Source organism: Clostridium tarantellae, from assembly GCF_009295725.1.
GTDB lineage: Bacteria > Bacillota > Clostridia > Clostridiales > Clostridiaceae > Sarcina > Sarcina tarantellae.
On sequence record NZ_WHJC01000049.1, the window covers coordinates 1 to 16,971 of the forward strand.

At 25.0% G+C, this 16,971-nt stretch carries 18 protein-coding genes; 11 read left to right on the plus strand and 7 right to left on the minus strand.

The genetic code is table 11. The features are described 5' to 3' along the window. Nucleotides 1-68: 68 nt before the first annotated feature. From GBZ86_RS05480 to GBZ86_RS05490, 3 genes are read right to left on the minus strand one after another with little or no spacing between them, the layout of a single operon-like run. Nucleotides 69-659: a DUF3794 domain-containing protein gene (locus GBZ86_RS05480; protein WP_152888532.1), complete on the minus strand. Its 591-nt coding sequence runs from the start codon at nt 657-659 to the stop codon at nt 69-71. 31 nt (nt 660-690) lie between these two features. Then, complete coding sequence (locus tag GBZ86_RS05485) at nt 691-1,920, minus strand: DUF3794 domain-containing protein (RefSeq protein WP_152888534.1); 1,230 nt, start codon at nt 1,918-1,920, stop codon at nt 691-693. Nucleotides 1,921-1,945: 25 nt separating this feature from the next. After that, the gene (locus GBZ86_RS05490) at nt 1,946-3,265 is read right to left on the minus strand and encodes a hypothetical protein (protein ID WP_152888536.1); all 1,320 of its coding nucleotides are present in this window, start codon (nt 3,263-3,265) and stop codon (nt 1,946-1,948) included. A gap of 300 nt (nt 3,266-3,565) precedes the next feature. Here GBZ86_RS05490 and GBZ86_RS05495 point away from each other — a divergent pair, with 300 nt between their 5' ends. The 5 genes from GBZ86_RS05495 (at nt 3,566) to GBZ86_RS05510 (ending at nt 6,973) form a co-directional block, all read left to right on the plus strand. Beyond that, nucleotides 3,566-4,171, plus strand: a complete 606-nt coding sequence (locus GBZ86_RS05495) for a DUF3794 domain-containing protein (protein ID WP_152888538.1) — start codon at nt 3,566-3,568, stop codon at nt 4,169-4,171. Nucleotides 4,172-4,790: 619 nt separating this feature from the next. Next, the gene (locus tag GBZ86_RS05500; RefSeq protein ID WP_152888540.1) at nt 4,791-4,988 is read left to right on the plus strand and encodes a DUF4250 domain-containing protein; all 198 of its coding nucleotides are present in this window, start codon (nt 4,791-4,793) and stop codon (nt 4,986-4,988) included. A gap of 29 nt (nt 4,989-5,017) precedes the next feature. Continuing rightward, nucleotides 5,018-5,983, plus strand: coding sequence for a carbohydrate kinase family protein (locus tag GBZ86_RS05505; protein WP_152888542.1), 966 nt, complete (start codon nt 5,018-5,020; stop codon nt 5,981-5,983). Nucleotides 5,984-6,117: 134 nt separating this feature from the next. Then, a complete protein-coding gene (locus tag GBZ86_RS17050; protein WP_170272167.1) occupies nt 6,118-6,270 on the plus strand; it encodes a hypothetical protein in 153 nt (50 codons plus the stop codon). Nucleotides 6,271-6,433: 163 nt separating this feature from the next. After that, a complete protein-coding gene (locus tag GBZ86_RS05510) occupies nt 6,434-6,973 on the plus strand; it encodes an N-acetylmuramoyl-L-alanine amidase (protein ID WP_152888544.1) in 540 nt (179 codons plus the stop codon). 38 nt (nt 6,974-7,011) lie between these two features. Here GBZ86_RS05510 and GBZ86_RS05515 read toward each other — a convergent pair whose 3' ends face one another. Further along, nucleotides 7,012-7,740, minus strand: coding sequence for a polysaccharide deacetylase family protein (locus tag GBZ86_RS05515; RefSeq protein ID WP_152888546.1), 729 nt, complete (start codon nt 7,738-7,740; stop codon nt 7,012-7,014). Nucleotides 7,741-7,904: 164 nt separating this feature from the next. Between GBZ86_RS05515 and GBZ86_RS05520 the strand changes: the two genes are divergently transcribed. Next, nucleotides 7,905-8,201: a hypothetical protein gene (locus GBZ86_RS05520; RefSeq protein ID WP_152888547.1), complete on the plus strand. Its 297-nt coding sequence runs from the start codon at nt 7,905-7,907 to the stop codon at nt 8,199-8,201. Between the two features lie 5 nt (nt 8,202-8,206). Continuing rightward, nucleotides 8,207-9,082: a selenium metabolism-associated LysR family transcriptional regulator gene (locus GBZ86_RS05525; RefSeq protein WP_152888549.1), complete on the plus strand. Its 876-nt coding sequence runs from the start codon at nt 8,207-8,209 to the stop codon at nt 9,080-9,082. A gap of 64 nt (nt 9,083-9,146) precedes the next feature. Here the strand turns inward: GBZ86_RS05525 and trhA are convergent, their stop codons facing one another. After that, nucleotides 9,147-9,794 (minus strand): PAQR family membrane homeostasis protein TrhA, encoded by a 648-nt coding sequence (gene trhA, locus GBZ86_RS05530; protein WP_152888551.1) that lies wholly within the window; start codon nt 9,792-9,794, stop codon nt 9,147-9,149. A gap of 230 nt (nt 9,795-10,024) precedes the next feature. Here trhA and GBZ86_RS05535 point away from each other — a divergent pair, with 230 nt between their 5' ends. From GBZ86_RS05535 to GBZ86_RS05545, 3 genes are all read left to right on the plus strand, one after another. Next, complete coding sequence (locus tag GBZ86_RS05535) at nt 10,025-10,582, plus strand: DUF1836 domain-containing protein (RefSeq protein WP_152888553.1); 558 nt, start codon at nt 10,025-10,027, stop codon at nt 10,580-10,582. A gap of 89 nt (nt 10,583-10,671) precedes the next feature. Next, complete coding sequence (locus GBZ86_RS05540) at nt 10,672-11,487, plus strand: prealbumin-like fold domain-containing protein (protein WP_152888555.1); 816 nt, start codon at nt 10,672-10,674, stop codon at nt 11,485-11,487. A gap of 134 nt (nt 11,488-11,621) precedes the next feature. After that, nucleotides 11,622-12,086, plus strand: coding sequence for a dUTP diphosphatase (locus GBZ86_RS05545; RefSeq protein ID WP_152888557.1), 465 nt, complete (start codon nt 11,622-11,624; stop codon nt 12,084-12,086). Between the two features lie 90 nt (nt 12,087-12,176). Here GBZ86_RS05545 and GBZ86_RS05550 read toward each other — a convergent pair whose 3' ends face one another. Next, entirely contained in the window at nt 12,177-14,108 is a 1,932-nt protein-coding gene (locus GBZ86_RS05550) for an ABC-F family ATP-binding cassette domain-containing protein (RefSeq protein ID WP_152888559.1), read from the minus strand. A gap of 197 nt (nt 14,109-14,305) precedes the next feature. On the opposite strand from GBZ86_RS05550, the gene GBZ86_RS05555 reads away from it, so the two are divergent. Then, complete coding sequence (locus tag GBZ86_RS05555; protein ID WP_152888561.1) at nt 14,306-15,604, plus strand: aminotransferase class V-fold PLP-dependent enzyme; 1,299 nt, start codon at nt 14,306-14,308, stop codon at nt 15,602-15,604. A gap of 83 nt (nt 15,605-15,687) precedes the next feature. Here the strand turns inward: GBZ86_RS05555 and GBZ86_RS05560 are convergent, their stop codons facing one another. Beyond that, nucleotides 15,688-16,893: a 6-phosphofructokinase gene (locus tag GBZ86_RS05560; RefSeq protein ID WP_152888563.1), complete on the minus strand. Its 1,206-nt coding sequence runs from the start codon at nt 16,891-16,893 to the stop codon at nt 15,688-15,690. Between the last annotated feature and the right edge of the window lie 78 nt (nt 16,894-16,971).

The following is a 16,971-nucleotide window of genomic DNA, read 5'->3' on the forward strand; positions in this document are numbered from 1 at the left end:
ATATTATAATAAAATATTAGTTTACTATTGAAATTTTATATAAGAAATATGTTTTAAATATACTAAAATTAAATTCTACAATCAGCAGTTGTAACTGGTCTTCTTCCACCAGGACAATTCATTTCAACTTTTTCTGAATATAAAAATAAAGTAACATTTTTAAATATAGTTCTGCAATTTATAAGAGAAATAAAAACATCTTCAATACATGGAGTTACACAAAATTTATCAATATCCACATTAGTATTTCCATTAAGTACTATAAAAGTACAGAATGGTACATTAAATTTAACTGTATATACAGCCTGCTCTGGAATAGCAGCAGTATATACTATGGTTTGGCAAAGAAATCCATCTACTAGAAGTTTTTTACCTGTTAATATTTGACCTTCAGAATTAGGCTTTAATTGTCTAGTAGTGTTATCAGTAGGTACTACAGGAGTATTTATTACTTTAGTAGAGGTTATTTCAGCATTAATATAAACCTTATCTATTTTTTCTATATTAGGTTTACAGTCAGGAAGGATTAAAGCCTCTGGTACACTTATTTCTGTCCATGCATTATTTTCAGCTATAGTCTTAAATTTAGATTTGCTTACATCACAAAGGCCTACTACACTATAATTGCTAGCACCATTATTTGAACATGTACAATACATATAAATTTCCTCCTTATTTAGACATTTTATATTAAGGATTTATACAAGTTATATTATCAGCTTTAAGAAATAAAGTGGTATTTTTGAAGATTTGTCTTGGATTTAAAGCACAGGCATAAATATGCTCAATGCAAGCTGTTATTCTAAATTTATCTGTTAAATTAGTATTTGGATGAACAACTATTAAAGCTGATAATGGAATATCAAAGTGAGCTGAATGGACAGAATGACAATCACTTGTAGATACATAGGTAATTCTTTGTCTTAAAACAGCTTCAATAACTAATTTTTTACCAGTTAGTACTAGATTTTCATGATTTCTTTCAGCTTGTGGAGATAAAATAACCTTTTGACATATGATATCTAAATTAGAGGTTACAGAGAGAATTTGTTCTATATCTGGTTTATGATCAGGAATATTTAATATTTCTGGCACAAAAAGTTCTGTCCATTGGCAGTTAGAAGTGTTTCTATTAACTTGTGTTACATCAAGAATTGGTTTTATTTTTTTTAAGGAGCATACTCCATAAAACATAGGTTCATGATCCATACAAGGATATTCATGATTACAATTGGAATTTATATTGAAGTTACAAGGAATACCAGAATCAGTTAAGTAACTATCATCACACATTTTATCAGAAGGAATAGCTTGAAGTACAAAGGCTGCACAAATAGAAATACATCTTTCATTAACAGCTTTAACCATAACATCTTCAAGACAACTTGCAATTTGATAGTTTATATCTAAGGAATCAGTTCTTCCAATTTGATAAGGAACAATTATATAGGCAGAGAAAGGTATTTGACCATGGAAGCTATGCACACTTTGGTTTAGGTTAGTAGAAACATAGGTAACGGAAAAACATAAAAGACCTTCCACAATAAGTTTTCTACCTGTGGTAATTTTTCCTTCAAGATTTCTAACAGAATTAGTTACATCTATGGAATCATCAGTAACATTTCTGTAAATAGCAGGAGTGATAATCACTTCTGTTTTAAGTATTTCTATTTTGGTGTTTATGGAATCAATGGATTCTATACAAGGTTTTACTTCTGGTACGCAAATAGTACCATTTACAGAAAGCTCAGTCCAAAAGTTAGCATTATCTAATTTAAATTCTTCAGGAGTACATAAACCACCAAAAAATATAGAACTATTATCTATCATTTCTCCATTTATTTGTCTTGGTCCAGTAAAGGTAGGTGGGTTAGGTATACATTCACAAGGGTCTTTTTTAGTCATACAATCATAACTCATAAATTAATCCTCCATTGTATAAAGTTTATAAAAAATAAATGTCGTCTAATAAGCAAATTCCAGCTGGATTATTTGGGTCTAAAGCTTCAGCTATAAAAACTAAAGTAGCTTTATTTGCTTTAATTAAATCATTATTTTTTATATGAAAATTAGTATCATCAAAGTTTGGAATATAATTATAAAAATTAAATTTATAATCAGAAAGAATAGGGCAACTAGTAGATCCTGTAAGGATTATTTCATTTGGTGTACCTTCAGGAATTAAAATTTGAAATAAAGGGGAGTATGAAAATTTTAAAAAAGTATTATTTGATGTTATGGGCCAGTTTTTTGAGTTTTCTATAAACTCACATAGGGAAGAGCTAATATCATTTAAAAATAAAGTAGCAGATATACGTAAATTATAAGTAGTATTATTAGCTGATCCTTGTGCTTTAAAGTGATTATAGTCAAATTTAGAACAATAAAATTTTAATTCACAAAAATTTTTGAAATCTAAATTTTCTATTACTTGCATAGCGTAGGCAGGCTGAAATTTTTTAAGATCTTTATTATATTTAGGTTGTAAACATAAGCAATTAAGGTTAGTATGAGCTATATATTTAAATTTGGTAGATGAAATTGAAACTTTATTAGGGAGAATTATAGAAGAATTTTCATCAATTTTAAAATCATTAAAATAAAGATTAGAAACATCACTTTTTTCTATATTAATTCCAAACCAATTAGATTTAGGTGATGGGAAAAATTGAAAGCTAGAATCACATATTTTATTATATTTATGATGAATTTTAGTATTTTTAAAATTTTCTAAGGGATTAAAAAATTCATTGGATTCTAGTTTATTTTCATTAATAGAATTTAAAGTATTAGTGTTACCATTAAAAGTATTTTGGGGAGTAACATTTTTTTTATTTGAAGTTGAAAATTTTTCATTAGTATGTTTAATAGGTTTATAAGATTCTGATTTAGAGTTATTAGAATCATTTTTATTAAGTGAATTAAGTATATTTTTATTTGAAAGTTTTTTTTCATCTAAATTTGAGTTAAGCATAGTAGTTGATTTAGGATTATTTGTAAAATTTTTTTCATTAATAGAATTAAATTCTTCCGTATTATATGAAGAATTGCTTAAGTCTTTAGATGGTTTATTTTTGTTAGAATTAGTATTTTCTAAATTACTAATTTTAGAAGAATGATTACTTTTAATGTTAACAATTTCTTCGGTAACTTCTTCATCAAATTGATTTTTTAAAAATGAAATAGGTGCTAAAAGAGTAGGTTTTTGATTAATTAAATTATTAGATACATCTTCTCCATAATAATTTGTAGAATAATAACTCATAGCTTTCCCCCTTTTAATAGAATTAAAAAATATAAGCCTATTACCCTTCTATAATCACAGTATTTTAAGTTACATTAATTTTTATTTTAATGTATTAATAGACATATAAGATATAATAATAGTATATTTATTATCCAAAAAATGGTTACTAGTAGCTTTTAAATTTATTTTTTTAGATATTTAAAAGTTCTTTTATTGAAATTAGCAATAAAATATTTCAGTTTTGTTGTCGAATGTAAACATTATTAGTATATATACATAAAATAAAGTAATTTATTAAAATAAAAAGGAGATATAAATATGTTTGTTTTCAATGAAGATTACTGTTGTTGTAATGAACAGTATAATTGTTGCAATTTTACTGGTGATATTTGTTGTAATGAATATGTTCAAAGTAGTTGTTGCAAACCTGTGTTAGAAAGAACATTAATTAAACAAATATGTGAATCAAATATATTAGCTTTAGATAGGTGCAAACCAGATATAAAAGAAATAAAAGAATCTTGTGTAAAGATTGTAATTAATGGATGTAAGGTTATAGAAAATTCTTTAGGTAATAAAATATTTATAACTGGAACAAAAACTATAAAAATAAAATATTTTGCATCTAGAGGTAGGAATTGCGGATGTATTTTGGAAGAAGTATGTTTTACTGTACCTTTTTCAACCTGTATAAGTCTTCCATCATGCAATAAGTATACTGTTATTGATATAAAAGCAAAGGTATTATGTTGTGAAATTAAAAAATGTTCTTGTAAATTAATTTCAGAATCAAGTCTTATAGAAATTTGTATTAAGTTATTAGAGAAAGTTAAGGATTGTTGTAATAATAAATGTATAGATAATAGATATCTTAATTGTAAAAATGATAACTTTTTAAATAGAGGTATTAGAAAAATGTGTTAATAGAAAAAATAAATAAGTTAATTTATAAAAAAATTAACTATATTATATAGGGTTCTTAATTAAAAAATATAGTAGTTAAATTTCTAATTTAGAGCCCTATACAATTAAAATGTATAAAAACAATTAAATTTTACAAAATAGTATTATATTAAGGAGGTGAATTTTATGTCAAAGCAAAACCAACAATCATCATGGAACTCTAAAAGATTTGAAGCACCAAAAAAAAATGATGTTCCACCAGTTCCAGAAATACAAGGAAAGAAGAAGAATAAATAATTAAACATAATTTAAAAATTATAGAATGCATAAAAAAATTGGATAAATATAAAATTAATTTTAAAAGGAATATTTGAGTAAGTATGTATTAAAAGAAATAAAAAACCATTGAGTAATCAATGGTTTTTTATTGTAAATGCTTAAGGAAATGTATTGTTTGTAGTATAAGAATTTAAAACTAAGAGTAATCCCTACTTTTACTCATTAATAGAATATGAATATTTTAAATAAATGTTACAATAAGAATCTTTATAGGAAGAATATTTAATATAATAAAATATTTGTAGAAGTTATATAAGTCGTATATAATAATGTTAAAGTTTAATAATTTATGGAGGAGTTTATGGAAGAGTTTCAAAATTTAAAAGAAATGGATCCATTTATTTTATTAAGTAGAATTAATTTGAAATTAAGAGATTTTTATTCTTCTTTGGATATATTATGTGAAGATTTAAATATATCAAAGGAAGAACTAATAAAAGTTCTTTATGATAATGGATATGAATATAATGCAAGCAATAATCAGTTTGTATCAATATAATTTATTAAATATACTAGGAGGAAGTTTTAATGAACTTAAGAAAAGAGCCATATTTATTAGTGTTAGGAGCATCAGTTGTTGATATTTTTGGATTTTGTGGTGCAAATTATAGACCATATAATTCAACACCAGGAAATGTAAAAATGTCTTTTGGAGGGGTATGTAGAAATATAGCTGAAAATATGGCTAGAGTAGGGGCAAATATTAAATTTATTTCAATGCTTGGTGATGATGAAAGTGGAAGAAGTATAATAGAACATTCAAAAAAAATAGGGTATAATATGGAAGATTCTATGATAATAGAAAATGGATCCACTCCAACTTATTTAGCTATTTTAGATGAGAATGGAGAAATGGTTTCAGCTATAGCTGATATGAAAAGTATAGATGCATTAAATACTGATTTTATAGATAGTAAAAGCGAAATAATAAAAAATTCTGAATATACTGTTCTTGATTCAGACAATCCTGTCATAATGGAATATTTATTAACAAATTTTAAAGAACATACAAACTTTATATTAGATCCAGTTTCATCAGAAAAAGCAGGATGGGTAAAACACTTAATAAAGCATTTTCATACTATAAAACCTAATAGACATGAAGCAGAAATATTAGCGGGTTTTCCAATAACTGATTCAGAAGATTTAATAAAAGCCAGTAATTACTTTAGATCTCTTGGAGTAGAAAAAGTGTTTATAAGTTTAGATGCTGAAGGTATATTTTACAATGACGGGAAAAGTTGTGGAAAAATTAAAGCTAATGATGTAAAAGTTAAAAATGTTACAGGGGCAGGAGATTCTTTTGTTGCAGGATTAGGATATGGATATATGAATAACCTATCAATAGAAGAAACTGTTAAGTTCGCCATTGCTATGTCAGTTATTACTATAGCACATGAAGAAACTATACATCCTAATATGAGTTTAAGTGAAGTAGAAAAACAATTAGATTTAATAAAATGGACACAAGAAGTATATGTTATTAATAAATAAAATTCATTTAGAATACATTATGTGTAATAAAAAATATTTTGAAATGTAAGTATTTAGTTTAAAATAAAAATTTTATTAAAAGGAGGTGGCTGTTGCAATAAATTAGTTTGTATATTATTGGCAACGGCAGTTCTATGAAACAAAATAAAAAGTTAAAAAAAGGTAAATTAGCATTATTAGCTTTAGCAAGTACAGCATTTATAGTATCATTAATTTATGATAAAAAAAATAAAGCTATGGAAATTAATGACGTAGATTTACAAGAAGAAGAAAACATAGAAGAATAATCAGTTTCTTAGAATATAACGCTAGTATTAACTAGCGTTATATTATTTTTCAAAAAGTATGATTTTTTTACAAAAATTTCATTATAATTAGCACCTTATAAGTTCTATGTCATATTATAAAATATAATTTATTTTAGTAAAATGTAATCAAAGGAGGAATAATATGTATTTAGCAGAAGGTGCTATAATAAGTGGAGATGCTAGTCATAATTGTTATCCAGATAAGGGGATAATCGGACTTAAAGTAGAAGAAGAGTGCACAAAGGAAATTTGGAACTTAATAAGAGAAAAATTTAAAAAGTTAAAATTTAACATTGTGGACTGTACTCCTTGGAATAAACAGTTTTCTTCAGTAGGTGAATCTTTATATTATAGAGTTAAGAAAGCTAATGAAACTTCTTCAGTATTACATTTATGTATAGATTTTAGAGAGAATAAAAGTAGAGGTGTAGAATGTTGGATTAATGAATTTTCAGAACGATCTGAAAAATTTGCATTAAATATCTGTAAACATATGCAAGAGATTGGTTATTATAATAGAGGAGTAAAAAATGGACCGTTATATATTACTAATTATACTAAAATGCCTTGTATTTTAATAAGATGTTGTTCTTTAAATTCTATAGAAGATATGAAAAGATATAATGCAGAAAATATAGCGGAAGCTATTGTTAAAGGAATAACAAACTTGGGAACAAAATAAAAATTAAAAAAAGAGTACATATAAAATGTACCCTTTTTTTAATTTTTTTCTTTTTTTATTTTATAGATTTCAGTAGTAGAATTATCTATAATTTTAAAGTCATAATTATTATCTTTATAATATTTAATTATAATAGGAAGAGCTTCAGCAGAATTTTTATTTACATATCCACAATGAAGCAATACTACTGAATTTGAATTAGTACTTTTAGAATTATTAGCTATTTTATAAGAAGCTAATTTAGGATTCATTCCATCTTTTGAATCTACATTCCAATCATATATTTTAAAATTATTTTCATGAAGGGTATCAACCATACTTTTATTTAATTTATATAAACTATTATTACAACCAAAAGGAAATCTTAAAATATAAGGTTTAAATCCAGTTATTTCTTCTATAGTTTTTTGACATTGAATATTTTCTTCTAAAAAACTTTTATTATTTCTATAAATTTTATTTTTATTATGAGTATAAGTATGGAGACCTATAGCATGACCTTCATTATAAATTCTATTTATTATATTAGGTTGATCCTTTGCTAATTCTCCAATAACAAAAAAAGTAGCTTTTACTTCTTCTTTTTTTAAAGTATCTAAAATTTTTTCTGTTACTTTACCACCAGGTCCATCGTCAAAAGTAAGATATACTATTTTTTTTTCATTATAATTTTCTTTATCTTCATTTTTTTCATATGCAAAACAAGGAATAGTAATTAAAATTGTAAAAATTATAATAAAACACATAAAAATTATATTTTTTTTCATTAAATCACCTTCTTTAAAATGTTACTTTAATTAGTTTTCCTAATTTAAATATAATTATTTATTTTTTTCTTTAATAAACTAGCAATTGTTTTTTTATTATTTGTAAGCTATTATATATATATACAAGAATAAGAAATGTAAAAAGAAGGATGAAGTGGTTAATAATGAAAAAATATTTAAGCATTATAGTTATAGTTTTAATTGCTATAATAGTATTTAATTTGGTTCTGTATATATTGCCAATAATATTATTTTTAATTGCAGCATTTTGGTTATATTTTAAACTTATAAAACCTCAAATTTTAAAATTTAAGCATAAGAGTACAAGAAAAAAGAATAATATAGAAGTTGAAGAAGAAATAACTTCCGTAGAAGATGACAATTTGTATGAGGATGGTCCAGTTATAGATGTAGATTATGAAGAATTGGATAAAGATTTAGATAAGAAAAGTAAGGATTGAATATAATGAATTTAAGAAAACTAAAAATTTTTTTGGAAACGGCTAACTGTTTAAATATGTCTCAAGTTGCTAGAAATCTTTATATAAGTCAGCCTTCTGTAAGTCAAGCAATATATGAATTAGAAGAAAGTGTTGGTGTGAAGCTTTTTGACAGAATAGGTAAAAAATTATATCTTACATATGAAGGAAAAGTTTTTTATCAATATGTTAGAAGAATATTAAATCTTTATATTGAAGGAACAGAAGCTATTAAAAATAGTAAAGAAGGTCATAAAGGAAAAATTTCAATAGGAGCTAGTACTACCATAGGAACATATATATTACCTGAATACATAAAAAAATTTTATGAAAATTATAAAGAAATTGATATAAGCTTAATAATAGAAAATACTTCTATTATAGAAAAATTGATTATGGAAAATAAAGTTGATTTTGCTTTTGTAGAAGGAAATATAAGTTTTAAAGAAATAATACCAGAACCTATATGGAAAGATGAATTAATTTTTATTTGTAGCAATGAACATAAGTTATCTAAATTAGAATATGTTACATTCGAACAATTACAAGAAGAAAAGTTAATAATGAGAGAAGAAGGTAGTGGAACTAGAAAAATAATAGAATCTTATCTAATTGGATTAGGATTTAAATATAATGTAGATATGGAACTTGGCAATACAGAGGCAATTTTAAGAGTAGTAGAATCAGGATTAGGTATTTCATGTGTACCATTTAAATGTGCTAAAGAGAGAATTAATAATGGTAGTTTAAAAAAAATTAATATTAATGATATAAGTATTTTTAGAGATTTATATTTTATATATCATAAAGATAAATTAATCTCACCTAATATGAAATTGTTTGTAGATTTTATAAAAGAGTAATTAATTAGGTATATAAAGTAAGTAAAATAAAGAAGGCATCATTTTAAAGTGATGCCTTCTTTATTTATTTTAAAAGAAAGAAAAATACAGATATAAAATGGCTCAAACTTCCTAAAAGTATAAAAATATGAAATATTTCATGGAATCCAAAATACGAATAATTAAGAAACTTAGGTTTTGTAGCATAAATAATGCCTCCTAAAGTATAGAGTATCCCACCTATTAATAACCAAAGCATAGCTTCAGCAGGAATATTTTCAAAATAAGGTATAGCAAATATAGATATCCATCCCATTCCAATATATAGTAAAGTAGATAGCCATCTAGGACAATTAAACCAAATCATTTTGAATAAAACTCCTAAAATGGTTAAAATTATAATTAGAGTTGTAAGGAATACTCTACTTTTTCCTTCTAATCCTATAAGTAAATAAGGCATATAACTTCCGCCTATAAGTATAAAAATCATAGAGTGATCTAAACGTCTAAGAAAAGCTATAGCATTATCTTTAGCTTTTACAAGATGATAAGTAGCAGAGGCAGAATATAAAAGAATTAAGCTTAATCCAAATAAGCATACAGATAGGGAGGCTAATCCAAATCCATTTAGTTTTATAGCTTTAATAACCATTAAAATTAAAGCTATTATAGATAAAAAAGCTCCAAATAGGTGAGTTAATCCATTAATAGGTTCTCTAAAAAATCTTTCCATTTCATTTTCTCCTTAACACAACATATAGTTTTTAAAACCGCATTATATTATATTTATATTATCCTATATATTTGTTTAACTGTCAATTAGATTTTATTTAGAATACTATAAATTTTTATGTGAAATATCTTGAAAAGAAATATGAATACTAATATGATAAATATATATAAATAAAAAAATAAGTGTTATAGTAACAGTAAATAGTTTTAATTACTATGTTTGGAGGATTTATGAAATTACAAGTATTGTTAGATGAGTTATGTTTAAAAGATAATATATTATTAAATGATATACCAGAAATAGATTTATATATGGATCAAGTAATTCAGCTTTTTGAAAATAAACTAGGTAAAGTTAAAAGATATGAAGAGGATAAAATTCTTACTAAAACTATGATTAACAATTATTCAAAAGGTAAATTGTTAATGACAATAAAAAATAAAAAATATTCTAAAGCACATATTATAATAATGTGTTTTATATATAATTTAAAAGGAATATTATCTTTAACAGATATAAAGATAATATTAGAACCTATTGTAAAAGCTTATGATGAAGAAAAAATAAATGTAAATGATATTGAAAGTTTATATTTTAAATATTTAGAATTATATAATGAAGATTTAATAAATATTAAAAATATAATTAATGATGAAAAAACATTTAAGATTAATAGTGAAGATACATATAAAAAAAATTCAGAAAAATTATTATTAGTTTTATCTTTAGTTAATAATGCTAATATATATAGAAGATTGGCTGAAAAAGTAATTGATACTAAAGAATAAATTTAGAAGCTTTATATCCAAAATTATCACAATGTGTAACTATAATACATATATTGTAGTATACTTTACTCGTCAAGGAGGAAAAAATAATGTCTTATGAAAATTTTGGATCCAATTATGATGGTGGCTCAGGTGAATTTTTAGAGTGGATGTATAATAATGACGGTAATTCTGAAATTACATTAGGTAATGATATGAATATGGAAATGAATTTAGAAATGCCAATGAATAGTGCTGAGAGTGCATTACCAGTAGATAATTTTGACTGTAATTGTGCGAGTCATTCTAGTCATTGTGATTGTTGTGATCCTTGCGATTGCTGTGATCCTTGCGATTGTTGTGATCCTTGTGATTGTTGTGATCCTTGTGATTGTTGTGACCCTTGCAATTCTTGTAATACTAGCAGACAAAAACCTGCTAGTATGAATGTATGTGCTAATGATTGTTCATATTATCCAGATCCTACAGGAACAAAATGTGAATGTAATCAATGTTTTGGAGCAGATGCATTATGTGAATGTAAAAGAGCTATGCCTAGAGCTCTACCTGTAAAAGGCAAAATAAATGTACAATCTAAATTAAAATGTTCTGATGGAGAGCCTTTAAGTGGAGCTCCTATAGAATTATATAAAGTTGATTGTACTTCAGGTTTTGAGCTAATTGACTGCAAATGTACAGACAAAAATGGTAGAGTTACTTTTTGCTGTTTAGATGATGGCTTATATGCTGTTAAACAACCATTAGATTTATGTTATTTTGTTCAACCACAATATTATCCATGTTATGAAGTATGTATTAGTAAAAAATGCAAATGTGCTAATATAGTAATAATAAATGATGTAAGAAAAAGAGAAAATTGCAACAGACCACCTATAAAATATGGTTGCAAGGGATGTTGTTGTTAGATAAAATTAAAAAGATTAATAAGTTTATTTAAACTTTTAATATAATAAATGCTCATAACTCATATAGTTATGGGTATTTATTATTTTATGATATAATTTAAAATAATAAATTAAAAGAATGGATGAGGTTTCTTATGAAAATTAGAATTAAATATTTTGAAGGAGCAATAAAATTAAAAAAAATAGTAAAAGGAAATTGGATAGATGTATATTCAAATAAAGATGTATTTGTAAAATTAGGAGAAAGGTCTATGATTCCTTTAGGATTTGCTTTAGAATTACCACAAGGATGGGAAGGGCATTTAGCACCTAGAAGTTCAACATTTAAAACATGGGGAATAATTCAAACCAATTCAGTAGGTGTAGTAGATGATACATATATAGGAGATAATGATCAATGGCATATGCCAGTATATTGTTTACAAAGTAAACATATAGAAACTTTAGATAATAAAAAATATGAAGGTACATGGATAAGAAAAGGAGATAAGATAGGTCAATTTAGAATTATGGAAGTTATGCCAGAAATAGAATTTTATGAAGTTGAATCCTTTGGAAATAAGGATAGAGGAGGATTTGGTTCTACTGGAATTAAGTAATAAAAATAAAACGTAAATGATTGTATAATTTAAAACAACAAGTATATGATAAAATGAAATAATACTTGTTGTTTTATTTATATAATAGTATTATTCTAAATGACTAGCTAGTTCTTCCCACTGTTCATATAAAGAATTTATTTCTTCTTCTAATTTAGATATTTCTTTATTAACTCTTAAACTTTCAGCTGGATTAGAATAAATCTCTTCTTTGCAAAGATCTCCTTGAAGGTTCTCTAAAAGTTCTTCTTTTTTTGATAAATCTTTTTCTAAGTTTTTAACTTTTAAAGCTGCTTGTTTTGCTTCTTTTTCTGCTTCTTTCTTTTTTCTTCTTTCTTCTTTTATTTTAGTTTTAGTTTTACCGGAAGAAGAAAGTTCATCTAATCCTACATATCTATTTGGATTTTTCTTTTTTTCAAAATAGTAACTATAATTACCTAAATAAGTATTTACGCCTGTTTGTTCAAGTTCTGCTATTTTATTTATAACTTTATTTAAAAAATATCTATCATGAGAAATAACTATAAGAGTGCCATCATAGGTTAAAATAGCTTCTTCTAAAGCTTCTCTTGACATTATATCTAAATGATTTGTAGGCTCATCAAGTAATAGAAAATTAGATTTAGATAACATAAGTTTTAATAAATTTATTCTACATTTTTCACCACCACTTAGTAATGAAATTTCTTTAAAAACATCATCACCAGTAAATAGGAAAGATGCTAAAGCATTTCTAATTTCAGTAGTAGTAAGTTTAGGAAAATCATCCCATACTTCATCTAAAATAGTTTTATTAGGATCTAAATCTGATTGTTCTTGGTCATAATAACCTAAGAAAACATTTTTTCCTATAGTAAAAGAACCAAAATCTTTTTCTACTTCTCCTTTTATTATTTTAAAAAGAGTGGTTTTACCTCTGCCATTTTCTCCTATTAAAGCAACTTTTTCACCACGTTTTAAATCAAAGCTTATATTTTCAAATAATAATTTATCACCATAACTTTTTTTCAAATTTTCTACATGAATAACATCATTTCCACTTTTAATGGAAGTTTCAAATTTGATTTTTGTAGCAGCTTTAATAACTTCAGGTGCTTCTAATCTATCAATTTTGGATAACGCTTTTTCACGACTTTCGGCTGCTCTAATACTTTTTTCACGATTAAATGAACGAAAACGTTCTATAATTTCTTCTTGTCTTTTAATTTCTGTCTGTTGTAGACTATAAGCTTTTAATCTTGCTTCTAAATCTTTTTCACGAAGTTCTAAAAATTTAGTATAACTTGCATTATAGCAATATATTTTTCCACCTAGTAATTCATAGGTAGCATTTGTAACTGAATCTAAGAAAAATCTATCATGGGATATTACTAAAACAGTTCCTTTATATGCTTTAAGATATTCTTCTAACCATTCTATAGCATCTAAATCTAAGTGGTTAGTAGGCTCATCTAAAAGAAGTATATCAGGTTTAGTTAAAAGCAATTTACATAAAGCAACTCTAGTTTTTTGACCTCCACTTAAAGTATTTATTACTTTATTAAAGTCATTTTCAAGAAATCCTAAACCTTTTAAAACTCTAGAAATTTCTCCTTTATAAGTATACCCACCACGATTTTCATATAACTCTTGATTAAGTGTATAATCTTTAATTAATTTATTATGATACTCTTCTTTATTAGAATCATAAGGTTCATTTAAATTTTCTTCTAAATTTGTTATTTTATTTTCTAATTCTACCAAAGATTTAAATACCTTAAGCATTTCATCGTATATAGTATTAGAACTATCTAAAGATAAATTTTGTGATAAATATCCTAAGGTTTTATTTTTATCTATGAATAACTCGCCTTTATCATAATCTAAAACTTTAGTTAAAATTTTAAATAGAGTAGATTTTCCTTCACCATTAGCGCCTATAAGTCCAATCTTATCTCCTTCATTAATGTTGAAGGTAATATCTTTTAAAACTTCTTCTATACCGAAGCTTTTATTTATGTTTCTACAGCTTAAAACAATCATTATATTACTCCTATTCCATATATGTTTAACAATAAAATGTTTTTTGAAAAATTATGTTTTACTTAAATAACAATACAATTATTATACTAGGAAAAGTTATTTTCATCAATTTTCAGTATTAATTAATGGTATTACCATATATAGGTTGAACTTTTGCAATACCTTTTGAATAAAATGTAGCAGGAGGGAGTTACATTATGGTTAAAAATATTTTAGCAGAATATAGAGACTTATTTGTAGGAATAAATGAAACTATAGAGCTTCCAGATGGTAAAAAAGTTATTCCTATTAATTTTGATAATGGAGCTACTACACCAGCTTTTAAACTTGTACAAGATTGTGTTAATAACTCTCTAGTTAATTATGGATCTATTGGAAGAGGAAAAGGAAAAAAAGCTTTATACTGCACAAAATTTTATGAAAAATCTAGAAGAATAATATTAAAATTTTTTAATTTAAGTAGAAAATCTCCATATGATGTTATATATGTTAAAAATACTACAGAGGGATTAAATCTTTTAGCTAGTATTTTAGTAGATAATGATGATATTGTTTTAACAACTAGAATGGAGCATCATGCTAATGATCTTCCTTGGCGTTTTGTAGGTAAAATTGAATATATAGATGTAGATAATAAAGGAAAAATAAATATTGAAGATATTGAAGATAAATTTAAAAATAGTGGTAAAAAGATAAAGTATTTAACAATAACTGCAGCATCCAATGTAACTGGATATATAAATCCTATTAATAAAATAGCTAAAATAGTTCATAAATATGGAGCTAAAATTATAGTAGATGCAGCTCAATTAGTAGCTCATAAAAATATTAATATTAAAGGATCTGGGGATGATGATTATATTGATTTTTTAGTATTTTCAGCTCATAAAATGTATGCACCCTTTGGAATTGGAGCTATTGTAGCATCAAAAAAAGCTTTAAATAATAAAAAAGCTTTTTTAAAGGGAGGAGGAGCAGTAGATTTAGTATTAGATAATGAAGTATATTGGGCTGAATCACCTAGTAAATATGAAGCTGGAAGTCCAAATTTTTTAGGTGTAGTAGCATTAATAGCTTCCATAAAGATGTTAAATAAAATAGGATTTTCTAATATTAATGAACATGAAAAAATATTGAAAAATTATTTGTTAGAGGGGCTTAAAAATTTTTCAGGTATTACATGTTATGGTGATTGTGATGAAGAACAAAGATTAGCAGTAGGTTGTTTTAATGTAAATAATATTCATTGTGAAAAAGTAAGTGAATATTTATCAGATATAAGAGGTATTGCAGTAAGAGATGGGTGCTTTTGCGCGCACACTTACGTTAGAAGACTTTTAGGAATTACAGAAGAAATTTGCAAAAAAACTTTAAATCCCAACGTGGAAGAATTTGGAATGATAAGAGTGAGTATGGGATTATATAATACCATAGAAGAAATAGATGAATTCTTTAATGCATTAGAATATATAACAATGAAATTTGGTAAGAAATAATTTAAATTAAAAAATCATGACCTATATAATAGTTTATTAAAAGGTCATGATTTTTTATTTGAAAATATAAAATCAAATTATTTTTATAAAGCAAAGCTTGTATACAAAGGTAATAAATCGTAGTTATAATCTATAAGAGGCTTTAAATAGTTAATAGCTTCTTCAGTAATGTTATTACCTTTTTCATTAATCCATTCTTTAGGGAAATGTTTTATGTTATTAGCAACTTTTTTAGCTTCTATTAAAAATGGTGAACTACTATAAAGTTCAGTACAATCTCTATTAATTGCAACCATATGTCCTGATGAAGAATCTTTAATTGATATTTCTAAAGCAAATTTTCCAACCATTATAGCTTCTTCAATATCAATTTTAGAAGCACAATGCATAGCGCACCTTTGAAGAACAGATAATTCTAATGCTTTAACTCTTTTAGTTATTCCTGATTGTATTATTAAATTTTTTAAATATTGACCAACTCCTCCTAATTGGGAATGACCAAAATTATCATGTCCTGTGCTAATAGAACTTTCAGCTAAGAATTTTCCATCTTCATTTCTTAAGCCTTCAGATGCAACAATATAAACATGATTTTTTTCTTTATAAATTCTATGGACATCTTCTAGAAATTCTACCATATTGAAAGTTTTTTCAGGAAGATACACTAAATCTGCACAAGGTTTTCCGTGTAAAGTTGCTAAAGCTCCAGCAGCAGCTAACCAACCTGTATCTCTACCCATAGTTTCTATAATAAATATACCATTATCTCTATAGACTTTAGAATCTAAATAAGTTTCTAAAATAGAAGTTGCAATAAATTTAGCAGCACTACCAAAACCAGGGGTATGATCTGTATGCATTAAATCATTATCAATAGTTTTTGGTATTCCAATAAATTTTATATCTATGTTTTTTTCTTTAGCAAAAGCACTTAACTTAGCCGTAGTATCCATAGAATCATTACCACCAACATAAAAAAAAGCTTTTATATCTAAAGAAACTAATATTTCAATTAATTTTAAGTATTCTTCTTTATTTTCTATGTAATTTTTTAGTTTATATCTACATGAACCTAAACCGGAAGAAGGGGAATTTTTAAAAATTTCTAATTGTTCAGAAGACATTTTAGATAAATTTATTATCTTTTTTTCTAAAATACCTTGTATTCCATTTAAGCCTCCATAAACATTATCATATATTTTTAATCTTTCATTTTCTTTTACTAGCCCATATACACTAGCGTTAATTACTGAAGTAGGTCCACCTGATTGTGCTATAATACAATTCATTTATGATATCTCTCCTTTAAAAAAACAATATATAACATACTCTATTTAATATATAACATACTCTATTTAATAATATAC